The sequence below is a fragment of the Billgrantia pellis genome, assembly GCF_008297955.1.
Classification (GTDB): Bacteria; Pseudomonadota; Gammaproteobacteria; order Pseudomonadales; family Halomonadaceae; genus Halomonas; species Halomonas pellis.
This window is the reverse complement of record NZ_VTPY01000004.1, coordinates 72,515-91,678: the sequence shown is the minus strand read 5'-3', so window position 1 is coordinate 91,678 and position 19,164 is coordinate 72,515. Positions and strand designations below refer to the sequence as shown.

General features: G+C 63.5%; 18 protein-coding genes. 4 read left to right on the top strand and 14 right to left on the bottom strand.

The annotated features are described in order from the left end of the window. Positions 1 to 76: 76 nt before the first annotated feature. The 3 genes from F0A17_RS10640 to F0A17_RS10630 form a co-directional block, all read right to left on the bottom strand. Positions 77 to 592 (bottom strand): hypothetical protein, encoded by a 516-nt coding sequence (locus tag F0A17_RS10640; protein WP_149328330.1) that lies wholly within the window; start codon positions 590 to 592, stop codon positions 77 to 79. Positions 593 to 688: 96 nt separating this feature from the next. After that, on the bottom strand, positions 689 to 2,485 hold the full coding sequence (locus tag F0A17_RS10635) for a sodium:solute symporter family protein (RefSeq protein WP_149328329.1): 1,797 nt from the start codon (positions 2,483 to 2,485) through the stop codon (positions 689 to 691). Between the two features lie 5 nt (positions 2,486 to 2,490). Next, on the bottom strand, positions 2,491 to 2,751 hold the full coding sequence (locus F0A17_RS10630) for a DUF4212 domain-containing protein (RefSeq protein ID WP_149328328.1): 261 nt from the start codon (positions 2,749 to 2,751) through the stop codon (positions 2,491 to 2,493). 762 nt (positions 2,752 to 3,513) lie between these two features. Here F0A17_RS10630 and F0A17_RS10625 point away from each other — a divergent pair. From F0A17_RS10625 to ttcA, 3 genes are all read left to right on the top strand, one after another. Beyond that, positions 3,514 to 5,331 (top strand): putative nucleotidyltransferase substrate binding domain-containing protein, encoded by a 1,818-nt coding sequence (locus F0A17_RS10625; RefSeq protein ID WP_149328327.1) that lies wholly within the window; start codon positions 3,514 to 3,516, stop codon positions 5,329 to 5,331. A gap of 39 nt (positions 5,332 to 5,370) precedes the next feature. Next, positions 5,371 to 6,000 carry a 3'-5' exonuclease gene (locus F0A17_RS10620; RefSeq protein ID WP_149328326.1) on the top strand — a complete coding sequence of 210 codons (630 nt, stop codon included), beginning with the start codon at positions 5,371 to 5,373 and terminating at the stop codon, positions 5,998 to 6,000. 90 nt (positions 6,001 to 6,090) lie between these two features. Beyond that, the gene (ttcA, locus tag F0A17_RS10615) at positions 6,091 to 7,029 is read left to right on the top strand and encodes a tRNA 2-thiocytidine(32) synthetase TtcA (protein ID WP_149328325.1); all 939 of its coding nucleotides are present in this window, start codon (positions 6,091 to 6,093) and stop codon (positions 7,027 to 7,029) included. A gap of 94 nt (positions 7,030 to 7,123) precedes the next feature. Here the strand turns inward: ttcA and fnr are convergent, their stop codons facing one another. From fnr to ccoN, 11 genes are all read right to left on the bottom strand, one after another. Then, positions 7,124 to 7,870, bottom strand: coding sequence for a fumarate/nitrate reduction transcriptional regulator Fnr (gene fnr / locus F0A17_RS10610; protein WP_149328324.1), 747 nt, complete (start codon positions 7,868 to 7,870; stop codon positions 7,124 to 7,126). A gap of 121 nt (positions 7,871 to 7,991) precedes the next feature. Then, the gene (hemN, locus tag F0A17_RS10605) at positions 7,992 to 9,407 is read right to left on the bottom strand and encodes an oxygen-independent coproporphyrinogen III oxidase (RefSeq protein ID WP_228716875.1); all 1,416 of its coding nucleotides are present in this window, start codon (positions 9,405 to 9,407) and stop codon (positions 7,992 to 7,994) included. A 108-nt stretch (positions 9,408 to 9,515) separates the two neighbouring features. After that, positions 9,516 to 10,217 carry a sulfite exporter TauE/SafE family protein gene (locus F0A17_RS10600; RefSeq protein ID WP_149328323.1) on the bottom strand — a complete coding sequence of 234 codons (702 nt, stop codon included), beginning with the start codon at positions 10,215 to 10,217 and terminating at the stop codon, positions 9,516 to 9,518. Further along, the gene (gene ccoS / locus F0A17_RS10595) at positions 10,217 to 10,462 is read right to left on the bottom strand and encodes a cbb3-type cytochrome oxidase assembly protein CcoS (RefSeq protein WP_149328322.1); all 246 of its coding nucleotides are present in this window, start codon (positions 10,460 to 10,462) and stop codon (positions 10,217 to 10,219) included. The genes F0A17_RS10600 and ccoS overlap by 1 nt, the downstream gene beginning before the upstream one ends. Then, positions 10,459 to 12,933: a heavy metal translocating P-type ATPase gene (locus F0A17_RS10590; RefSeq protein WP_149328321.1), complete on the bottom strand. Its 2,475-nt coding sequence runs from the start codon at positions 12,931 to 12,933 to the stop codon at positions 10,459 to 10,461. The genes ccoS and F0A17_RS10590 overlap by 4 nt, the downstream gene beginning before the upstream one ends. Positions 12,934 to 12,944: 11 nt before the next feature. Further along, positions 12,945 to 13,454, bottom strand: a complete 510-nt coding sequence (locus F0A17_RS10585; RefSeq protein WP_149328320.1) for a FixH family protein — start codon at positions 13,452 to 13,454, stop codon at positions 12,945 to 12,947. A 5-nt stretch (positions 13,455 to 13,459) separates the two neighbouring features. Continuing rightward, entirely contained in the window at positions 13,460 to 14,896 is a 1,437-nt protein-coding gene (ccoG, locus tag F0A17_RS10580) for a cytochrome c oxidase accessory protein CcoG (RefSeq protein ID WP_149328784.1), read from the bottom strand. A 129-nt stretch (positions 14,897 to 15,025) separates the two neighbouring features. After that, entirely contained in the window at positions 15,026 to 15,955 is a 930-nt protein-coding gene (gene ccoP, locus F0A17_RS10575; RefSeq protein ID WP_149328319.1) for a cytochrome-c oxidase, cbb3-type subunit III, read from the bottom strand. Continuing rightward, entirely contained in the window at positions 15,952 to 16,191 is a 240-nt protein-coding gene (locus tag F0A17_RS10570; protein ID WP_149328318.1) for a cbb3-type cytochrome oxidase subunit 3, read from the bottom strand. Before F0A17_RS10570 ends, ccoP begins: the two co-directional genes overlap by 4 nt. Before the next feature lie 2 nt (positions 16,192 to 16,193). Then, a complete protein-coding gene (gene ccoO, locus F0A17_RS10565; protein WP_149328317.1) occupies positions 16,194 to 16,802 on the bottom strand; it encodes a cytochrome-c oxidase, cbb3-type subunit II in 609 nt (202 codons plus the stop codon). A 22-nt stretch (positions 16,803 to 16,824) separates the two neighbouring features. Then, positions 16,825 to 18,252 (bottom strand): cytochrome-c oxidase, cbb3-type subunit I, encoded by a 1,428-nt coding sequence (ccoN, locus tag F0A17_RS10560; RefSeq protein ID WP_149328316.1) that lies wholly within the window; start codon positions 18,250 to 18,252, stop codon positions 16,825 to 16,827. A gap of 160 nt (positions 18,253 to 18,412) precedes the next feature. Here ccoN and F0A17_RS10555 point away from each other — a divergent pair, with 160 nt between their 5' ends. Then, a complete protein-coding gene (locus F0A17_RS10555; RefSeq protein ID WP_323849414.1) occupies positions 18,413 to 19,141 on the top strand; it encodes an alpha/beta family hydrolase in 729 nt (242 codons plus the stop codon). Positions 19,142 to 19,164: the final 23 nt, after the last annotated feature.

Below are 19,164 nucleotides of genomic sequence, written 5' to 3'. Positions count from 1 at the left end.
CGCTTCCCCCCAGAAGATTGCCGACCATTCTAAAGGGTATGGTGACGCAAGGGCACGTGCGGCCGACGGCGCGACGTTACCAGAGCGAGCAGACCGACTCGTACAGCGGCGAGGAAGCGTCCACTCCGCGCATGGCCTGGAAGTTCGGGCGGCGCTCCTCCCCGGTCAGCGGCACCATCTCCCGAGTCGTACAGTTCATCAGATGGGGTTGATGGTCCAGGCGATCCACGTACTCCTTCTCGAAGCGGTAGAGAACGAACTCGACCAGCTGATGCTCGTCGGCCTGGCGTCGCACCATGCTGCTGTGATCGACCACGGTGAAGGCAACCGTCATGGGGAAAAGGTGGGTCCAGGGCCGCCAGAACATTTGTCCCTTCTCGGCATCGACGACTTGAGCCGTTGCCGGCAGCTGGCTGCGCTTGTAATCGAGCCACGAGTATTCGTGATGTATCTGGTAGCCCAACATGCCCAGGCCGGCACAGACCGGGACAATCCAGCGAGGTAGTCGCCTGCCGCTGGCGAGACGCAGCAGATGGGCGAGACCGCCGGCGCCCAGCCCGACGAAGAGCGCTGCTAGCAAGTGCCATATCATGGTGGTACGTCCTCAAAGCAATCGGGCTTCCCGATGGGAAGCCCGATCTGGTGGGCCCCCGGCCCGTAGCCGCCGGGTCGGGGGGGCCATTATGGCTTAGTGGTCGATAGCGGCGCCAGCGCCTCTCGGATAGCGGACGCTCTCGACCAGCTCCTGGATCTCCACGGGCGGCGGTGCCGTGACCTTGGAAACCGCGAAGCCGACGGCGAAGTTGATCAATGCGCCCACGATGCCGAAGGAGAGCGGGGAAATACCGAACAGCCAGTTGTCCGGCGTGTTGGGCAGCATATTGGTGCCGGGGATGAAGAACCAGCCCAGGTAGGTGAAGATGTACAGCAGTGTGCTGCCGAGACCCGCGAGCATGCCGCAGACCGCGCCGGTGCTGTTCACCCGAGTGGAGAAGATACCCATCATCAGTGCCGGGAAGATCGACGAGCCGGCGAGCCCGAAGGCCAGTGCCACCACCTGTGCGGCGAATCCCGGCGGATTCAGGCCGAGATACGTAGCCAACAGAATGGCGCCGGCCATGGAGATCCGCGCCGCCAGCATTTCCCCTTTCTCGGAGATGCCGGGGTTGATGGTGTTCTTGATCAGGTCATGACTGATGGCTGAGGAGATCGCCAGCAGCAGGCCGGCTGCGGTAGAGAGCGCCGCCGCGATACCGCCGGCCGCGATCAGACCCACTACCCAGCCGGGCAGGTTGGCGATCTCGGGATTGGCGAGCACCAGAATGTCGTTGTTGACGGTCAGCTCGTCGCCTTCCCAGCCCCGTTCCTCTGCCGTTGCCTGGAAGTCTTCGTTGCCGGCGTTATAGGACTGGATGCGGCCGTCGCCGTTCTTGTCCTCGAAGGTGATCAGGCCGGTCTCTTCCCAGGTGCGAATCCACTGCGGGCGCTCTTCGTAGACCAGTGCGTTATCCATCGCTTCTTCGTAGCTCTCCACCTGGCCGGCGGCTTCCGGATAGATGGTGGTCAGCAGGTTGAGGCGTGCCATGGAAGCGACGGCCGGAGCGGTCAGGTAGAGGATGGCGATGAACACCAGCGCCCAGCCCACCGACCAACGGGCATCCTTGACCTTGGGTACGGTGAAGAAGCGGATGATGACGTGGGGCAGGCCGGCGGTACCTACCATCAGCGAGGCGGTGAAGAGCACCATGTTCAACTTGTTGTCGACATCGGCGGTGTAGTCGCGGAAACCTAGCTCATTGAGCACTTCGTTGAGCTTGGTCAACAGCGGCAGGCCGGATTCGTTATGCGTGCTGAACATGCCGAACAGCGGCAGCGGATTGCTGGTCAACTGCAGCGAGATGAAAATCGCCGGAATGGTATAAGCGATGATCAGAACCACGTATTGCGCCACCTGGGTATAGGTGATGCCCTTCATGCCGCCGAACACGGCGTACAGGAACACGATGGCAGCGGCGATCCAGATACCGGCGGTGCTGGGCACTTCGAGGAAGCGCGAGAACGCCACGCCGGCCCCGGTCATCTGACCGATGACGTAGGTGACGGATGCCACGATCAGACAAATGACCGCCACGGTGCGCGCGGTGCTGCTGTAGAAGCGGTCGCCGATGAAGTCCGGCACCGTGAACTTGCCGAACTTGCGCAGGTAGGGCGCGAGCAGCATGGCCAGGATGACGAAGCCGCCGGTCCAGCCCATCAGGTAAGTGGAGTTGGCATAGCCGCCCGAGGCGAGCAGGCCCGCCATGGAGATGAAGGAGGCCGCGGACATCCAGTCGGCCGCGGTCGCCATGCCGTTGGTGACCGGGTGAACCCCGCCGCCGGCGACGTAGAAATCCTTGGTCGACCCGGCCTTGGCCCATATCGCGATGCCGATATAGAGGGCAAAGGAGGCGCCCACGAATAACAGGTTAATGGCAAACTGACTCATGCTGGCTACTCCCCGAGGCCAAACTGCTTGTCGAGCCGATTCATCTTCCAGGCATAGAAGAAGATCAAGCCGATGAACGTCAGGATGGAGCCCTGTTGGGCGAACCAGAAGCCCAGATCGGTACCTCCGACGGGAATGCCGGACAGGAGCGGCCGCAGGATAATGGCGCACCCGTAGGACACCAGTGCCCAGACGATCAGACAGCCGGTAATCAGGCGCAGGTTCGCCTTCCAGTATGCGGTCGCATTGGATTTGTCATCTGCCATAGTGTTGCTCTCCACTTGTTTTTAAGGTTGGGAAGTCGCACCGAGAGAGGTCGAGTTTCATCAGGGAGGTCACACGAAGCGAATCGGATCAGGTGGTCTCGACGGCGGCACGGTACGCGCCCTTTTCTTGTCTTGATCCCTGCGAACGAGCCGCTCTTCCCACCATTTCACACTGCCGATTGTCGAGCCGCCTTATCGACTTACGATTACCGGTATGACTCATGGGCAATACTGGTCAATAACGGAAAAAAATAAATCCCAGACTTTGGTATCATGAGCACACTATAATAAACTGATGTTGGTGATACCTTTGAAAAAACAAAAACTTACGCGTGTGTTTCATGCCTGTTTCAATACCGAGACACGTACCGCTAGACGAATGTCTAGCACAGGGCTTCTTGGACTTTTGTCTAGGTGAATAGCCCCGTGTCGTTGGCTCACCGACCATTGTCTAACATGGTGGTATCGGGTCGCATAGGACCCAATAAACCCTAGTACGTTGGTCTAGGTTATGTCCGAAAAGTCGGCCCTGTTATGCTGCATTGAACCGTGCCCTTGGAAGTGCACGCCGTAGGTGTCTTGTGACGTTCGGGTGCCGAAGCCATGGGTAATGTGGGCAGAGTTTTTCTTGCACAGGCATCGCCATCGGAGCTTCCCGCCAGCTTGCCCGATTGGAGATGGCAGCGCGCTACATCGAAGCCGTACGCCTAAGCCAACCGACGATCAAGCGGCTCATAACGGCCGTTCAACGAGGGCAACAGCATGGTCGAGGTCGATCTTTCACAACCGCCTTTCTCCCTGCTCGACGAGGCGGGGCGTGAACGGATTCGTCATGGCGTCGATCTGGCCTACTTCGAACGCGATGAGGTCATTCTCGAAACCGGCCAGCCCGGCGAGTATGTCTTTCTGATCCACAAGGGCGAAGTGGCCGAGCTGGATACCACCCAGCCGGGCGCCCGGGAGCGAATCGGACACTACACCGCCGGGGATCTGTTCGGCGCCATCAGTATTCTCAACGGCAAGAGCCGCTACCGCTTTCGCGCCGAGCAGGAGAGCCTCTGCTATCTGCTGCCCAAGGCGCTGTTCCTGCAACTCTGTGACGACTATCCGGCCTTCGCCGAGTTTTTTCGCCAGACCCTGGCGCACAAGGCGCGGCTACTGACCGAGCAGCGTGCCGAGGGCGGCGTGACCATGGCCGGTTTCATGTTGGCGAGAGTCAGCGAGTGCATGCGCCCTCCGCTGTACATGGGATCGCACACCACCATCGCCGAAGCCGTGGCCAGGCTGCATGAGAGTCACGCCGACAGCCTGCTGGTCGAAGGCGAGCGGGGCGCCGGCATGGTCACCAAGACCGATCTGCTCAATGCACTGGTACTGGAGGGACACGACCGGGACAGCCCGCTGCGGAGCATTGCCCACTTCGAGCTGGTGACCGTGCGGCCCGACCAGTACCTGTTCGAGGTGTTGGTTGCGATGACCCGCTGCAAGGTGGAGCGGGTCGTGGTCCTCGAGCAGGAGACGCCCATTGGCGTGGTCGAGTTGACCGATGTGCTTAGCTACTTCTCCAGCCGCAGCTATGTCGTCAGCCTGCAGGTGGAGCAGGCCGATAGCCTCGATGCCCTGTTCCGCGCCAGCCATCGAACTCCCGAACTGGTGAAGGCGCTGATGGCCCAAGGCGTCAAGCTGCGCTTCGCCATGGGGCTTCTGGCGGCGCTCAACGGGCGCATCATGTCCAAGGCCTGGGGATTTCTCATCGACGAGCGCTACCAACGTGACAGTTGCCTGATGGTGATGGGCAGCGAGGGGCGCGGCGAACAGATCCTCAAGACCGACCAGGACAACGGTCTGGTACTGGCTGACGAGCTTGAGTGGCCCGATGTCGGTGAGCAGATGCGGCACTTGACCGAGACGCTGATCGAACTGGGTTACCCGCCTTGTCCGGGCAATATCATGGTTTCCAATCCCGAATGGGTGGGTACCGTTTCGCAGTGGCGCGAGCGCATTGCCCGCTGGGCCCAGGCCCGCGACGGGGACAGCCTGATGAAGCTGGCCATCATGCTCGATTCGCATGCGGTGGCAGGCAATCCCGCGCTTCTCGAGCGGGTTCGCGAAGCGCTGTTCGAGCAATGCTCCCGTGACGAGATCCTGCTTTCCTATTTCGCCCGCACGGCGCTGCGTTTTTCCACGCCGCTGACGCTGTTCGGCTCGCTGAAGAAGCCGCAGCACGGCATCGACATCAAGAAGGGAGGCATCTTCCCCATCGTGCATGGCGTGCGCACCATGGCGCTCGAACGACGCATCCAGCCGACCTCGACCCTGGAGCGGCTGGAGATGCTGGCCGCCGACGGGCGCCTGGAGGAGCGCGTCGCCGAAGACCTGGCCGAAGCGCTGTCGCTGTTCACCGAGCTGCGCCTGAAACAGCAACTCGAGCGTCTCGGGCAGGCTTCCGGCAAGGGGGCCGATCGCGTGGTGGTGCAGCAGCTGTCGTCGCTCGAGCGCGACCTGCTGCGTGAAGCGCTGCATATCGTCAAGGATTTCAAGCAGAGTCTGTCGCAGCGCTATCACCTCGAATACTCCTGAGGCGGTGCGGCGGATCAAGAACGAGACAGGAGGTACGGTATGTTTCGCGCCCTGCGCCGGGCCCATGACCGGCGTCGCCATGCCAATGGCGAATATGGCTGGCTCTTTCATCCCTATACCGGTGATGAGCTGGTGTCCATCGACTGCGAGACGACCAGACTCGACGCGCGTACGGCGGAGCCCGTATCGATCGGCGCGGTCAAGGTTCGCGGCGATCGCGTACTGACCAGCGAATCGTTGAGCCTGCGTCTCAAGCGACCGGCCACCCTGACCGGCGACTCCATTCGCGTGCATGGTCTGCGCGGCATCGACCTCGATGATGGGGAGTGTCTCGACGAGGCCTTGGCGAAGCTGCTCGATTTCGTCGGCAACCGACCGCTGTTGGGTTGGCGACTCGATTTCGGATTGAGCATCCTCAACCGCCAGATCCGTCCACGCTTCGGTTTCGACCTGCCCAACAGCGGGATCGACGTGGCTCAGCTCTATCACCGCCAACGGCGCCGCAGCATGATGGAGCCCGAGCCGCGCTCGCTGCGCTTCGATGCCGTTGCCGAGGCGCTCGACGTGCCGATCATGGGACGCCACACGGCGTTGGGCGACGCAGTGACCACGGCGCTGATGTATCTGCGGCTGGAGCGGGGGGCGGTGCCGGTCCGGCACAAGGCCTGAGCGGGCAATTCGCCGCATCGACATCGCCACCCGGCGGAGGCGGTGGTAGGATGGCCGCGTCATCCATCCAAGCCGTGGCAACCCATTACCATGCAAGACGCCATGATGTTCGACCCGCTGGCGACCGCCGGTTCCGTTCCCGATACTCGCTCCGAGGCACAGCAGGCCGTTGTGCCGGGAGACGCGCTGGACGCCAAGGCGAGACGCGAATTCAACAAGCTGCAGAAACGCCTGCGGCGTCAGGTGGGCCATGCCATCATCGACTACGGCATGATCCACGAGGACGACCGGGTCATGGTCTGCCTGTCGGGAGGCAAGGACAGCTATACGCTGCTTGAGATCCTGCGCAATCTACAGCGCAATGCCCCGGTGAGTTTCTCGCTGGTGGCGGTCAACCTTGACCAGAAGCAGCCTGGGTTTCCCGAGCACGTGTTGCCCGACTATCTCGAATCCATCGGGGTCGATTACCACATCCTCGAGCGCGACACTTATTCGGTGGTGAAGGAGAAGACACCGGAGGGCAAGACGACCTGTGCGTTGTGCTCGCGGCTGAGGCGCGGCTCACTTTATGGCTTCGCCGAGGAGATCGGCGCCACCAAGATAGCCCTTGGGCATCATCGCGAAGACATCCTCGAGACGCTGTTTCTCAACATGTTCTACGGCGGTAGCCTGAAAGCCATGCCGCCCAAGCTGCTCTCCGACGATGGCAAGAACATCGTTATCCGTCCGTTGGCCTACTGCCGAGAGGCGGACATCGCCGAATATGCACGGTTGATGGCATTCCCCATCATTCCTTGCAATCTTTGCGGTTCCCAACCCAACCTGCAGCGTCAAGTAGTCAAGGAGATGCTTGCCGAATGGGAGCGCAAGCATCCCGGAAGACTCGAAAGCATGTTCAGGGCGGTCACCAATGTGGCGCCCTCTCAGCTTGCCGACCGTGAACTGTTCGACTTCGAGGGGCTCGAAGCCAAGCGGGAGAAGCGGCTCGCCAGTCGTATCGATGCCCTGAACCTGACGCCCGACGTCTAGGCGATCAGCAACGAAACGCCCCGTCCGCTCATGCCGCGCGGGGCGTTTCGCTGTGTAAGGACCGCTGCTCTGGTGCCGTGAAGGGCGGCCGGGGTCAGGGCTCGTCCTGGGCCTGGGTTGCCAGCGCCTCCAGATTGAGGATATGCACTTCGCGGCCCGAGACCTCCACCAGTTCCTGCTGCTGAAAACGACCGAGGATACGGCTGACCGTTTCCACCGCCAGGCCCAGATAGTTGCCGATATCGGCTCGTGACATGGAGAGGCGGAAGCTGTAAGGCGAATAGCCGCGCCGCCGGAAGCGATCCGACAGGCTGGTAAAGAAGCTGGCCAGGCGCTGATCCGCGGTCTTGCGTGAGAGCAGGCGCATCATGCGGCGGTCGTCGCGCAGCTCCTTGCTCATGCTGCGATAGAGCTGACCGCGAAGTTCGGGCAACTGCTCGGAGAGCGCATCGAGACGATCGAAGGGAATCTCGCAGACCGTGGTGGTTTCCAGGGCGATCACGCTACCGGGGTAGGTCTTCTCGTCGATGCCGTCGAGGCCGACGAGTTCGCTGGGCAGGTAGAAATTGGTGACCTGGTCGTCGCCCGAGCCTTCGGTGGTGATCTGCTTGAGGCTGCCGGAGCGTACCGCGAAGACGCTGTTGAAGGCACTGCCTTGGCGAAACAGGGCTTCGCCCTTCTTCAGCGGTGCGCGCCGGCGAATGATGGCGTCGAACTGTTCCATGTCCTCGAGTTCCAGAGCCAGGGGGAGGCACAGCGAACTCAGACTGCAGTTCTGGCAACGCGTTTCGTGCAGCAGCGAACGCCGCTTGTCGACTGCATTGGCTGCGTTGACCGGCATGGTCTATCCCCTTCTATCGTTTGGCATGGAAGCATTATGGAGCAATATCCGATGAGGGAACATGCCCACTGCGACCATTTACCACGCCGCTGGGCGCGACGCGCCGGGTGTGTTCGGCATATTAGACGATGCGAGAGTAACGGGCGTCCGGGTGTCGGGGCAGGTATTTGTCGAACGCCATGGCCAGGTGGCGGACAAGCAACCGGCCAAGCGGTGTGGCGACCAGGCGCTGTCCCTCGCGCGTCAGCAAACCGTCACGCTCCGGTGCTTCCAGGCATGCCAGTGCATCGGCGAGATAGCGAGGGGCATCGATATCGAAGGTCTCGCTCAGCGCCGCCAGGTCCAGTGCCATGTCGCACATCAGCCGTTCGATGACATGGCGTCGTAAGCGATCGTCGAAGGTCAGACGTATGCCTCTCGCGGTAGGAAGCCGGCCGGCGTCCAGTGCCGTCTCGTAATCCTCCAGGCGGGTGGGGTTCTGAGCATAGACGTCGTCGATGCAGGAGATCGCCGACACACCGAGGCCGATCAGATCGCACTGGGCATGGCTGGAGTAGCCCTGAAAGTTGCGCTGCAGGATGCCTTCGCGCTGAGCCAGCGCCAGGCTATCGGTGGCGCGCGCGAAGTGATCCATGCCGATGTGCACATAGCCGGCCGTCGTGAGCATGGCGATCGTGGTGCGTAATATCGCCAGCTTCTCCTCGGGGCCGGGCAGATCCTCGCGAGGAATGTTCCGCTGCGCGGCGAAGCGCTCCGGCACGTGAGCGTAGTTATAGACGGAGATTCTGGCCGGCGCCATGGCGATGATCTGCTCCAGGGTGGCGGCAAAGCTGTCGCGGGTCTGCAGCGGCAGGCCGTAGATCAGATCCAGGTTGAGTGAACGAAAGCCCAGACGGTCGGCTTCGTCGAGTAGTGCCTCGGTCAGAATGCGCGGCTGCACCCGGTTGACGGCACGCTGCACGCGTGGATCGAGATCCTGCACGCCAAGGCTCAAGCGGTTGAAGCCCAGCGCCTGGAGGTGGCGCAAGGTGAGCACGTCGGCCTCGCGGGGGTCGATCTCGATGGCATAATCGCGGTCGCGTGCGTTGGAAAGACCGAAACGCGCGTCGAGCCTATCGATCAGGTCGCTCATCTGATCGAGGCTGAGGAATGACGGCGTACCGCCTCCCCAATGGAGCTGTGCGACGTCGCGGCGGGTGTCGAGGTGAGGCTTGATCAGCACCATTTCGCGGTCGAGGCGCGAGAGGTAGGGTTCCGCCACGCGGGTGGCCTTGGTCGCGATCTTGTTGCAGGCGCAGTAGAAGCAGGCGTTTCGACAGAACGGAATGTGCACATAGAGCGACAGCGGCCGACCATCGACATTGCTGCGCGCCAGGGCGGCCTGATAGTCGGTCTCGCCGAAATCGTCGCGGAAGGAGAACACCGTCGGGTAAGAAGTATAGCGTGGCCCGCTGGTGTCATAGCGCCGCAGTAGCGCCTCGTCCCAGACGAAGGGGTCGGCCATCGCTCGATGCAAAGGCATCGCGGGGAGGGACATGCGAGCACTCCGGCATTGGCAGGTGACTCAATGCTAGCGATACCGACTCCCGAGCGGGTTGAGCTGCGTCAAACGAAGTGACAACGTCCGACAGGAACGCTCTGCCTTTCAATGGCCGGATGTGCCGTGCGGCAGCAGGACGGCGAGCTGCCAGAGGGCAAAGGCGATGATCGACACGGCAGCGAGGGTGCGGGTGGCACGATGACGGATCAGCGTGCCCAACTGGCGAGCGGCGAAACCGGTCACGAGCAGCGCCGGTAGCGTGCCGAGGCCGAAGGCGCCCATCAGTAGGGCACCGCGCAGCGGATCGGCGGTGGCCAAGCCCCAGGCGAGCATCGAGTAGACCAGCCCGCACGGCAGCCAGCCCCAGACTGCCCCCAGACCGATAGCCTGCGGCACCTTGACTACCGGCATCAGGCGCTTACCGATGGGTTCCAGATGACGCCACAGGCGTCTTCCCACGGCTTCCACCCGCAACAGGCCTTTCCACCAGTTGGCAATGTAGAACGCCATCAGAATCAGCATCACCGCGGCAAACAACTGCAGCCCCAGGCGTGCCGCTGGCGACAGGGCGATCACGGTGCCGAGCGAGGCCACCAGGGCGCCGGCGGTCATGTAGCTCGCGATGCGCCCCAGGTTGTAGCCCAGCAGCAGCCCCGACAGGCGAGCGGGACTGCGCATGCTGGGAGGGACGGCAAAGGTGAGGGCGCTCATGATGCCGCCGCACATGCCGATGCAGTGGGCGCCGCCCAGCAGGCCGAAGACGAAGGCCGCCAGCAGCGGCGGCAGACCGAGTCCGGTGGGATCCATCAGCGTCCTGACACGGTGTCGGAGTCGTCGGAAGTGTCGTCGCGGCGTTCGCGCTCACGGGCGGCCCGCTGTCGTCGTGCCCGCTCCTCGAGAGGGAGGTCGTTTACGTCCTCGTCGAAGAGAATGCGGTGCGCGGGCCCTTCGAGATCCTCGAACTGGTCGTTCTTCACTGCCCAGAAGAACGCCCATACCGCCAGGCCGAGCAGGATCAGCGACAGGGGGATGAGCAGGTAGAGAATGGTCATGCGTTCACCAGGCGAGCGGATGCGGCGGAATGCGGGGATGCCAGCCGGAAGCGGTTGAGACGCAGGGCATTGCCGACCACGACCAGAGAGCTGCCCGACATGCCCAGCGCCGCGACCCAAGGGGGCACAATGCCCGCAGCTGCCAGCGGCAGCGCTGCGAAGTTGTAGCACACCGACCAGATCATGTTCTGGCGCATGATGCGCCGGGTGGCGCGTGCGATGGCAATGGACTCGACGATACGCATCAGGCGCGGGCTCAGCAACACCGCATCGGCACTGGTCCGGGCCAGGTCGGTGGCGCCGTTCATCGCGATCGAAACGTCGGCACCGGCGAGCACCGGCACGTCATTGATGCCGTCGCCGACCATTGCGACCTTTTCTCCTGCAGCCTGACATTCGCGGATGCGTTCGAGCTTGCCCTCGGGGCTGGCGCCGGATCGCCACTCGCCGATGCCGAGCTGTTCGGCCAGTGCGTGGACGGCATCGGTATTGTCCCCCGAGAGAAGCTCCACTTGTATGCCGCTCGCCTTGAGGGCGGCTACCGTGTCGGCAGCGTCCTCGCGAACGCGATCGCGCAGGGCGAACCAGGCGCGCGGTTCGCCGGCTTCGGCGAGCAGCAGCCACTGCCCGGTGCCGGGCGGCTCGGGCGCCGGACCATCGGTGGCGAACTCCGGCCGCCCCAGGCGCCAGCGTTGCCCGTCGAGGCTGCCTTCGACGCCTTGACCGGTGTAACTTATCCGCTCGCCGGCTTCCACCGTGGCCTGACGCCAGGGGAGGAAGGCGCGAGCGATGGGATGCTCGGAGTGGGCTTCGAGCGCGGCGGCGATCACTCGTGCCCTATCGGCCGACAACCCCTCGAGCGTGCGAGTCTCGACCAGTTGCATCTCGCCACAGGTCAGGGTGCCGGTCTTGTCGAAGATCACCCGATCCACCTGTGACAGCGACTCGATGGCGTCCGCTCGGGTGATCAGCACGCCACGCCGGCGTAGCTGCCCATGGCCCGCGGTCAATGCGGTGGGGGTGGCCAGAGCCAAGGCGCAGGGACAGGTGACCACCAGGACCGAGAGCGTCACCCACAGCACCCGCGAAGGATCGATGAACCACCAGGCGGCGGCCACCACGGCGGTGACCGCCAGCAGCCGCAGCACGAACAGATGCGACATGCGTGCCGCCAGCTGTGCCAGGCGCGGTCGGCTGGCGAAGGCGCGGTCGGTGAGATCGACGATGCCGGCGACGCGAGCCTCCTTGCCAGCATGCGTGACGCGCACTACCAAAGGGCTTTCGATGTTCTGGCTGCCGCCGGTGACGTGATCGCCGACGCGTCGGGTAACCGGCAGGTACTCGCCGGTGAGCATCGATTCGTCGAGGCTCGATTCGCCCTCCTCGATGACGCCGTCGGCAGGAACCCCATGCCCGGGCCGGATCAGCACGCGATCCCCGGCGGCGAGGTCGCTTGCCGGCAGGATGCGCTCCTCGCCGCCGTCGGTGAGACGTACCGCCGATAGCGGCAGGGCTCCGGAGAGAGCGTTGCCGGTATGGCCGCTGCGCCGGCGTGCGCGGGACTCCACATAACGGCCGAACAGCAGGAAGAAGGTGAACATGGTCACCGAATCGAAGTAGATCTCGCCGCTGTCCGTCAGCACGGCGTAGCCGCTTGCCAGGTAGGCGCCGGCAATGGCGATCGACACCGGCACGTCCATGCCCAGCACGCGGGCGCGAAGGTCGCGTATGGCATTGCGAAAGAAGGGCTGGGCCGAGAAGAACACCACCGGCGTGGCCAGGGCGAACGACAGCCAGTGAAACAGGGCATGGAAATCGGCGCTGATGCCCTCCGGCCCGGCGACGTAAATCGGGATCGAGAACATCATGACCTGCGCCATGCCCACCGCGGCGACGATCAGCCGGCGCACGTTCATGCGCTCCTCGTGATGCAGCCGCTGTTGGGCCGCGTCCGGTTCGTAGGGCTGGGCGGCATAGCCGATGGCCGCCATCTCGGCCAGGATCCGTGACAGCTTCAGCCGCGCCGGATCCCACGCCACGCGCACGCGGTGGTGGCTCAGGTTGACGGCGCTCGAGGCTACCCCTTCGAGGGCATTGAGACGATGCTCGATCAGCCAGGCGCAAGCGGCGCAAGTGATGCCGTCCACCGCCAGGGTGGCATGGACGCGGCCGGTATCGGCCTCGGCATGGACGAATTGCCGCTGCAGACCCGGGTCGTCGAAGACGGCCCAGGTTTCGGCCCTGATCGCCTGTCGCTCGTCGGGACGCTCCGGCAGCTCGGTACGATAGCGGTAGTAGCTGGCGAGCCCGCCGTCGACGATGGCGTGGGCCACCGCCTCGCAGCCCGGACAGCAGAGCGGATGCGCCCGGTCGTCGAGCACGATCGACCACGGGGCCCCCGACGGTACCTGGCTGCCGCAGTGGTAGCAGCCGGTGTCGGTCGGCGCCATGTGGCGGGCGGTCTGGGTCATGGTGGCTTGCGTCAACTGCGTACCGGGACACCCGGGGTCATGGCGAAGCTCTCCTCGCTGGGAAGCGTCACCTCGCCCACCAGGCGCCATTCGGGCCGTTCGGCGCTGGGATGAAGCTGCAGGTACCAGCGGTAGCGGAGATTGTCGGGTGCCTGGCCTAGGTAGAGGCCATCACGAGCGTGCTCGAGAACGAGCTCCTGGTCGCGATCGTCCTCCGTGGGAAAGATCATTTTCAGGTAGAGCCGATCCGGGCGGTCTTCTCCGTCCAGCTGTATGACGATGTCGCTGGTCAGCGGATCGATGCGCAGCTCGGCGGCGAGACCCAGCTCGTGGGCGCGCTGCTGCTTGGCGAGCTCCATGTTGATGGCGCGTCCGTGTTCGTAGTAATCCTCCTGGACCAGGCCGTCGAACGAGCGCACCGACAGCACGGCGAAAGTGGTGCTGACGGCGATCGCCGAGAACAGCAGGCCGATCAGAAACCAGGGCCAGAACTGCTTGTACCAGGGGGAAGGGGACGTCATGTTCGTTATCTCCGATTCTCGCCGATGAAGCGCGTCTCGCGGTCGAGGGCAATGTCTTCGTCCTGACGCGATTGCAGATGAAGCACAATGGGGTGACTGGGCCGTTCGATGGCGTCGGGTGCCACGGTCACCTGGATGGCGAAGGTGCGCGAGGCGCCGGCCGGGACGCGCAGCGTGTCGTTATCAAGGTCGAGTGCGGGCAGGCCGCTGACCTCGAGACGGTAGTCGTGGTCGCGGTCGTCGCGATTGCGTACGGTCAAGGTATAGACGTTGCTGATGCGCCCCTCGCGCGTCATCTGGTAGAGCTGGCCACGTTCGCGCTCGGCCTCGAAGTCGAGCGGTATCCGCTCGCCCAGGGCCCACACGAACAGGCCGATCATCACCAGCAGTGCCGCCAGGTAACCGAGCAGGCGTGGGCGCAGCACATGAGACCGCTTTCCTTCCAGAGCGTTCTCCGTGGTATAGCGAATCAATCCCCGGGGATAACCCATCCGGTCCATCACGCTGTCGCAGGCGTCGATGCAGGCAGCGCAGGTGATGCATTCGTATTGCAGCCCGTCACGGATATCGATGCCGGTGGGGCAGACCTGGACGCAGAGGTCGCAATCGACGCAGTCGCCATGGCCGGCCTCGCGCGCCTGTGCGTGGGTGAGGGTTTTCTTGCGCGCACCGCGGGGGTCGCCGCGGTGCGCATCGTAGGAGACGATCAATGTGTTGCGATCGAACATCACACCCTGGAAGCGGGCGTAGGGGCACATGTAAATGCACACCTGCTCGCGCAGCCAGCCGGCGTTGAGATAGGTGAAGACGAGAAAGAAACCGACCCAGAAGTAGGACCAACCATGCGCCTGGAGCGTGGGCAGGTCGGCCACCAGCTCGCGGATCGGGGTGAAATAGCCGACGAAGGTGACACCGGTGGCCAGGGCGATGGTGAGCCAGACCGCGTGCTTGGCGGTCTTGCGCCAGGCCTTGTCGAAGGTCAGCGGTTGTTTGTCGAGCTTGATGCGGCGGTTGCGCGAGCCTTCCAGGCGATGCTCCACCCAGATGAACAGGAAGGTCCAGACGCTCTGCGGGCAGGTATAGCCGCACCAAACGCGGCCGGCGAAGACGGTGATGAAGAACAGGCCGAAGGCGCAGATGATCAGCAGCCACGACAACAGGATGAATTCCTGAGGGTAGAAAGTGGCGGCGAAGAGGTGGAATTCACGCCCCGGCAAGTCGAACCAGATTAGCGGACGGTCGCCCCAGGTGAGCCACGGCAGGCCGAAGAAGGCGAGCATCAGGAACCAGTTGGCCCCGCGCCGCAGCCGCTGGAACAATCCCTTGATCTCGCGCACATAAATATGGCGCCGCTTGGCATACATGTCCTGACGGATCGCATCGTGCGACCGTTGTGGGTCCACGCTGTCGTGGCTCACGTCCCGGGTGGGGATTCTTTCCATCATATCGGACTCGCGGCGGGCGCGGAGCCCGCAGGGGTAGGCAATGAAGTGGCTTCATTGTATCGGGCGCCCGTCGCGAGGCGGGGATGTGCGACCGCGGGTCGCACGTCCCCGTCTGGGCGGCTGGCTTCAGTCGCGCTCGCGCAGGCTGTAGACGTAGGCGGCGACCAGGTGGACACGCTCCTCGCCGATATAGGCTTCCTGCGCCGGCATATGGCCGTTGCGGCCGTTGCGCAGGGTCTGGCGCACTGAATCGAGAACGCTCTGGCCCGGGGCCAGATAGAGCCAGGTATTGTTGGTCAGGTTGGGGGCACCCAATGCCTGGTTGCCGGTGCCGTCGGGTCCGTGACATGCGGCGCATACCGAGGAGAACACGGCGGCGCCCTGCTCGGCACGCTCGGCGTCGTGCTCCAGGTTCGAGAGCGACAGCACATGGTTGGCGACGTTCTCGATATTCTCCTCGCCGAGCTGTTGCCACGAGGGCATCAGGCCGTTGCGACCGCGCACCAGGGTGGTGACGATGTGCTCGGGTTCGCCGCCGTAGAGCCAGTCATCGTCGGTCAGGTTGGGAAAGCCGTAGCCGCCGCGCGCGTTGGAACCGTGACACACCGCACAATTGTTGAGGAAGATGCGCTCACCCACCTGCATGGCTTCGGCGTCCTGGGCCAGTTCGGGGATGGGGATCTCCTGATACTGAGCAAAGATCGGCGTGAAGTGCTCCTCGGCTCTGGCGACTTCCTCCTCCCACTGCCCTTCTTGGCTCCAGCCGAGCAGGCCGGCGAAGTTGCCCAGGCCCGGATAGAGCAGCAGATAGCCCAGCGAGAACACCACGGTACCGACATAGAGCTGGAACCACCAACGCGGCAGCGGGTTGTCATACTCCTCGATCTCGTCGGCGGTATGGCCGGTGGTTTCCACGTTGCCGTCGGCATCGGGCACCTTGTCGGTCTTGCGATTGGCATACAGGATCCAGAAAGCGAAGGCGATGGAGCCCAGCGTTATCAAGATGATCCAGGCGCTCCAGAACCCGGAAAGGGAGTCATCCCAAAGATTACTCATGCGTTTTCGTCTCCCCTGTCTTTACGGGAATCGGCTTCGCTTGCCTGCTCGCGGAGCGAGCGCTGCTGCGAGGCGCTGCTGTCTCGGTTCGATTGCTCGTCATCGTCGGCGAAAGGCAGTTGGGCCGCCTCGTCGAAGTCCGGCTTGCGCCGCCGGGAGTAGGCCCACCAGGTGATGCCGAGGAAGGCGATGATCAGAAGGCCGGTGATGATGCCTCGGAAGGTCCCGGTATCCATGATCAACGCGTGCCCTCGAGCACGGTTCCCAGCTGCTGCAGATAGGCCACCAGCGCCGTGATCTCCTGCTGGCCACGCACTTCGCGCGTGGCGCCTTCGATGTCCTCGTCGGTGTAGGGCACGCCCAGGTCACGCAAGACTTCCATCTTGCGCGGGGTATCCTTGCCGTCGAGCGTGCGCTCGAATAGCCAGGGGTAGGCGGGCATCACCGATTCCGGTACCACGTCACGCGGGTTATACATGTGGGCGCGGTGCCAGTCGTCGCTGTAGCGACCGCCGACGCGGGCCAGATCCGGGCCGGTGCGCTTGGAGCCCCACAGGAAGTTATGCTCGTAGACCGACTCGCCGGCCACGCTGTAGTGGCCATAACGCTCGGTCTCGGCGCGGAACGGGCGGATCATCTGCGAGTGGCAGCCCACGCAGCCCTCGCGGCGGTAGATGTCGCGACCTTCCAGCTCCAGCGCCGAGAGGGGGCGCAGGCCGTCGACCGGTTCCGTGGTCTGTTTCTGGAAGAACAGCGGCACGATCTCGGCCAGGCCGCCGAAGCTGATCACCACCAGAATCAGCACGGCGAGCAGGCCAACGTTCTTTTCGACGATCTCGTGTTTCATTGGTGTCGGTTTCCCCGGTTGCTCAGGCGGTCTGCGGCAGCGGCTGCTGGCTCAGGGCCTGGCTGCGCTTGACGGTCATGAAGACGTTGTAGGCCATGATCAGCATGCCGATGACCCAGAACAGGCCGCCGATCAGGCGCACGATATAGCCTGGGCCGCTGGCCTCGACGGCCTCGACGAAGGTGTACATCAGCGTGCCGTCGGGGTTGATGGCGCGCCACATGAGGCCCTGCAGGATGCCGTTCACCCACATGGCGGCGATATACAGCACGGTGCCGATGGTGGCGAGCCAGAAGTGCACGGCGATCATGCCGACGGAGTACATCTCGGTGCGGCCGAACAGGCGCGGAATCAGGTGATACATGGAGCCGATGGTGATCATCGCCACCCAGCCCAGCGCGCCGGCATGCACGTGGCCGATGGTCCAGTCGGTGTAGTGGGACAGGGCATTGACCGTCTTCACCGCCATCATCGGGCCCTCGAAGGTGGACATGCCGTAGAACGACAGGGCAACCACGAGGAAGCGCAGCGTGGGATCGGTGCGCAGCTTATGCCAAGCGCCGGAGAGCGTCATCATGCCATTGATCATGCCGCCCCAGGAGGGGGCCAGCAGAATGATCGACATCACCATGCCCAGCGATTGCGCCCAGTTGGGCAGCGCGGTGTAGTGCAGGTGGTGCGGACCGGCCCACATGTAGACCATGATCAACGCCCAGAAGTGGACGATCGACAGGCGATAGGAGTAGACCGGGCGCTCGGCCTGCTTGGGCACGAAGTAGTACATCATGCCGAGGAAGCCGGCGGTCAGGAAGAAGCCCACCGCGTTGTGACCGTACCACCACTGTACCATGGCGTCGATGGCGCCGGCGTAAATGGAGGTGGAGTACATCAGGGTCACCGGGATCGCGGCGTTGTTGACGATGTGCAGCACCGCCACGGTCAGGATGAAGGCGGCGAAGAACCAATTGGCCACATAGATGTGGGAGGTTCTGCGCTGCTTGATGGTCATCAGGAAGACGATGGCATAGCTGATCCAGACCACCGCGATCAGGATGTTGATCGGCCACTCGAGCTCGGCGTACTCCTTGGTAGTGGTGTAGCCCAGCGGCAGCGTGATGACCGCGGAGACGATCACCGCCTGCCAACCCCAGAAGGTGAACGCGGCGAGCCTGTCGGAGAACAGCCGCGTCTGACAGGTCCGTTGTACCACGTAATAAGAAGTCGCCATCAGGGCGGAGCCGCCGAAAGCGAAGATGACGGCATTGGTATGCAGCGGACGCAGGCGGCCAAAGCTCGTCCACGGCAGATCAAGGTTGAGTTGCGGCCATACCAGTTGCGAGGCGAGGATGACACCGAGGAGCATGCCCACGATGCCCCACACCACTGTCATGATCGCGAACTGCCGAACTACCTTGTAGTTGTAGGTCGGGTGCTCTAGTGCTGTGCTCATGTCAGGTTCCCATCGAACGCGTATCGGGAACTCGCGATGGCGATGGCCATGACGGGGTCCCCGGTGGGTGATGCAGGTCAGAAAGCAGGGCGGATTCTAGCGCAGCCGCCTGACAGACTGAAACAAGGATACAGGCGAAACTCGTATAGGAATTTGACGCGTGTCGAACTTTGCACGTTTTACTCCGTTAGCCATTGGCCCCCTCTCGCTGCGCGAGCGGGGGCTCGATCGGCAACCCGGCCACTGGCTGGTCGAAGGCTACGGTCCGCTCGATATTCGTGGCGACGGAAGTGCCGGACGCCTGCTGATCGCCCATGGTGCGGGGGCTGGGCAGTCCTCGGCCTACATGAGTCATTTGCGTGATGCGCTCGGCGAACAGGGGGTGCAGACCCTGGCAATCGAGTTCGCCTACATGCAACGCATGCGGCGGGAAGCGAGGCGAATACCGCCGCCACGCATTGACCGCCTCGTAGAAGAATTGTCGCACTGGTGCGACATTCTGACACATCCGCAAGGAGGTACTCTGTGGCTCGGTGGCAAATCGATGGGCGGACGTGCGGCCAGCCTGCTGGCGGCACGTGATCGCGTCGCCGGCCTGGTGCTGTGCGGCTACCCTTTCCATCCGCCCGGCGCGCCCGACAGCCTCCGCCTGTCGCATTGGCCGCTGATCGACTGTCCTACCCTGGTGGTGCAGGGCAGTCGCGATCCCTTCGGCACGCGTGAGGAGGTCAATGGCTACGCGCTGGGGGCGGCACGAGTGCATTGGCTGGAGGATGGCGATCACGACTGGAAGCCTCGCCGGGCCTCGGGGCATACCCAGGAGGGCCTGATCGAGAAAGGGGCGGCGGCGATCGCCGCTTTCATGCGCGAAAAACGGGCGGCGACATAACCCGTGCCACGGTTGATGCGGGC

Coding starts and splice junctions, on each gene's coding strand:
- hemN (WP_228716875.1), bottom strand. CDS start 9,407: ATGTCCCTCCCCGCGATGCCTTTGCATCGAGCGATGGCCGACCCCTTC.
- F0A17_RS10590 (WP_149328321.1), bottom strand. CDS start 12,933: ATGACCCAGACCGCCCGCCACATGGCGCCGACCGACACCGGCTGCTAC.
- F0A17_RS10570 (WP_149328318.1), bottom strand. CDS start 16,191: ATGGATACCGGGACCTTCCGAGGCATCATCACCGGCCTTCTGATCATC.
- ccoS (WP_149328322.1), bottom strand. CDS start 10,462: ATGACCATTCTCTACCTGCTCATCCCCCTGTCGCTGATCCTGCTCGGC.
- F0A17_RS10625 (WP_149328327.1), top strand. CDS start 3,514: ATGGTCGAGGTCGATCTTTCACAACCGCCTTTCTCCCTGCTCGACGAG.
- F0A17_RS10620 (WP_149328326.1), top strand. CDS start 5,371: ATGTTTCGCGCCCTGCGCCGGGCCCATGACCGGCGTCGCCATGCCAAT.
- F0A17_RS10630 (WP_149328328.1), bottom strand. CDS start 2,751: ATGGCAGATGACAAATCCAATGCGACCGCATACTGGAAGGCGAACCTG.
- ccoG (WP_149328784.1), bottom strand. CDS start 14,896: ATGGAAAGAATCCCCACCCGGGACGTGAGCCACGACAGCGTGGACCCA.
- F0A17_RS10600 (WP_149328323.1), bottom strand. CDS start 10,217: ATGGATCCCACCGGACTCGGTCTGCCGCCGCTGCTGGCGGCCTTCGTC.
- ttcA (WP_149328325.1), top strand. CDS start 6,091: ATGCAAGACGCCATGATGTTCGACCCGCTGGCGACCGCCGGTTCCGTT.
- ccoP (WP_149328319.1), bottom strand. CDS start 15,955: ATGAGTAATCTTTGGGATGACTCCCTTTCCGGGTTCTGGAGCGCCTGG.
- ccoN (WP_149328316.1), bottom strand. CDS start 18,252: ATGAGCACAGCACTAGAGCACCCGACCTACAACTACAAGGTAGTTCGG.
- fnr (WP_149328324.1), bottom strand. CDS start 7,870: ATGCCGGTCAACGCAGCCAATGCAGTCGACAAGCGGCGTTCGCTGCTG.
- F0A17_RS10640 (WP_149328330.1), bottom strand. CDS start 592: ATGATATGGCACTTGCTAGCAGCGCTCTTCGTCGGGCTGGGCGCCGGC.
- F0A17_RS10585 (WP_149328320.1), bottom strand. CDS start 13,454: ATGACGTCCCCTTCCCCCTGGTACAAGCAGTTCTGGCCCTGGTTTCTG.
- F0A17_RS10635 (WP_149328329.1), bottom strand. CDS start 2,485: ATGAGTCAGTTTGCCATTAACCTGTTATTCGTGGGCGCCTCCTTTGCC.
- ccoO (WP_149328317.1), bottom strand. CDS start 16,802: ATGAAACACGAGATCGTCGAAAAGAACGTTGGCCTGCTCGCCGTGCTG.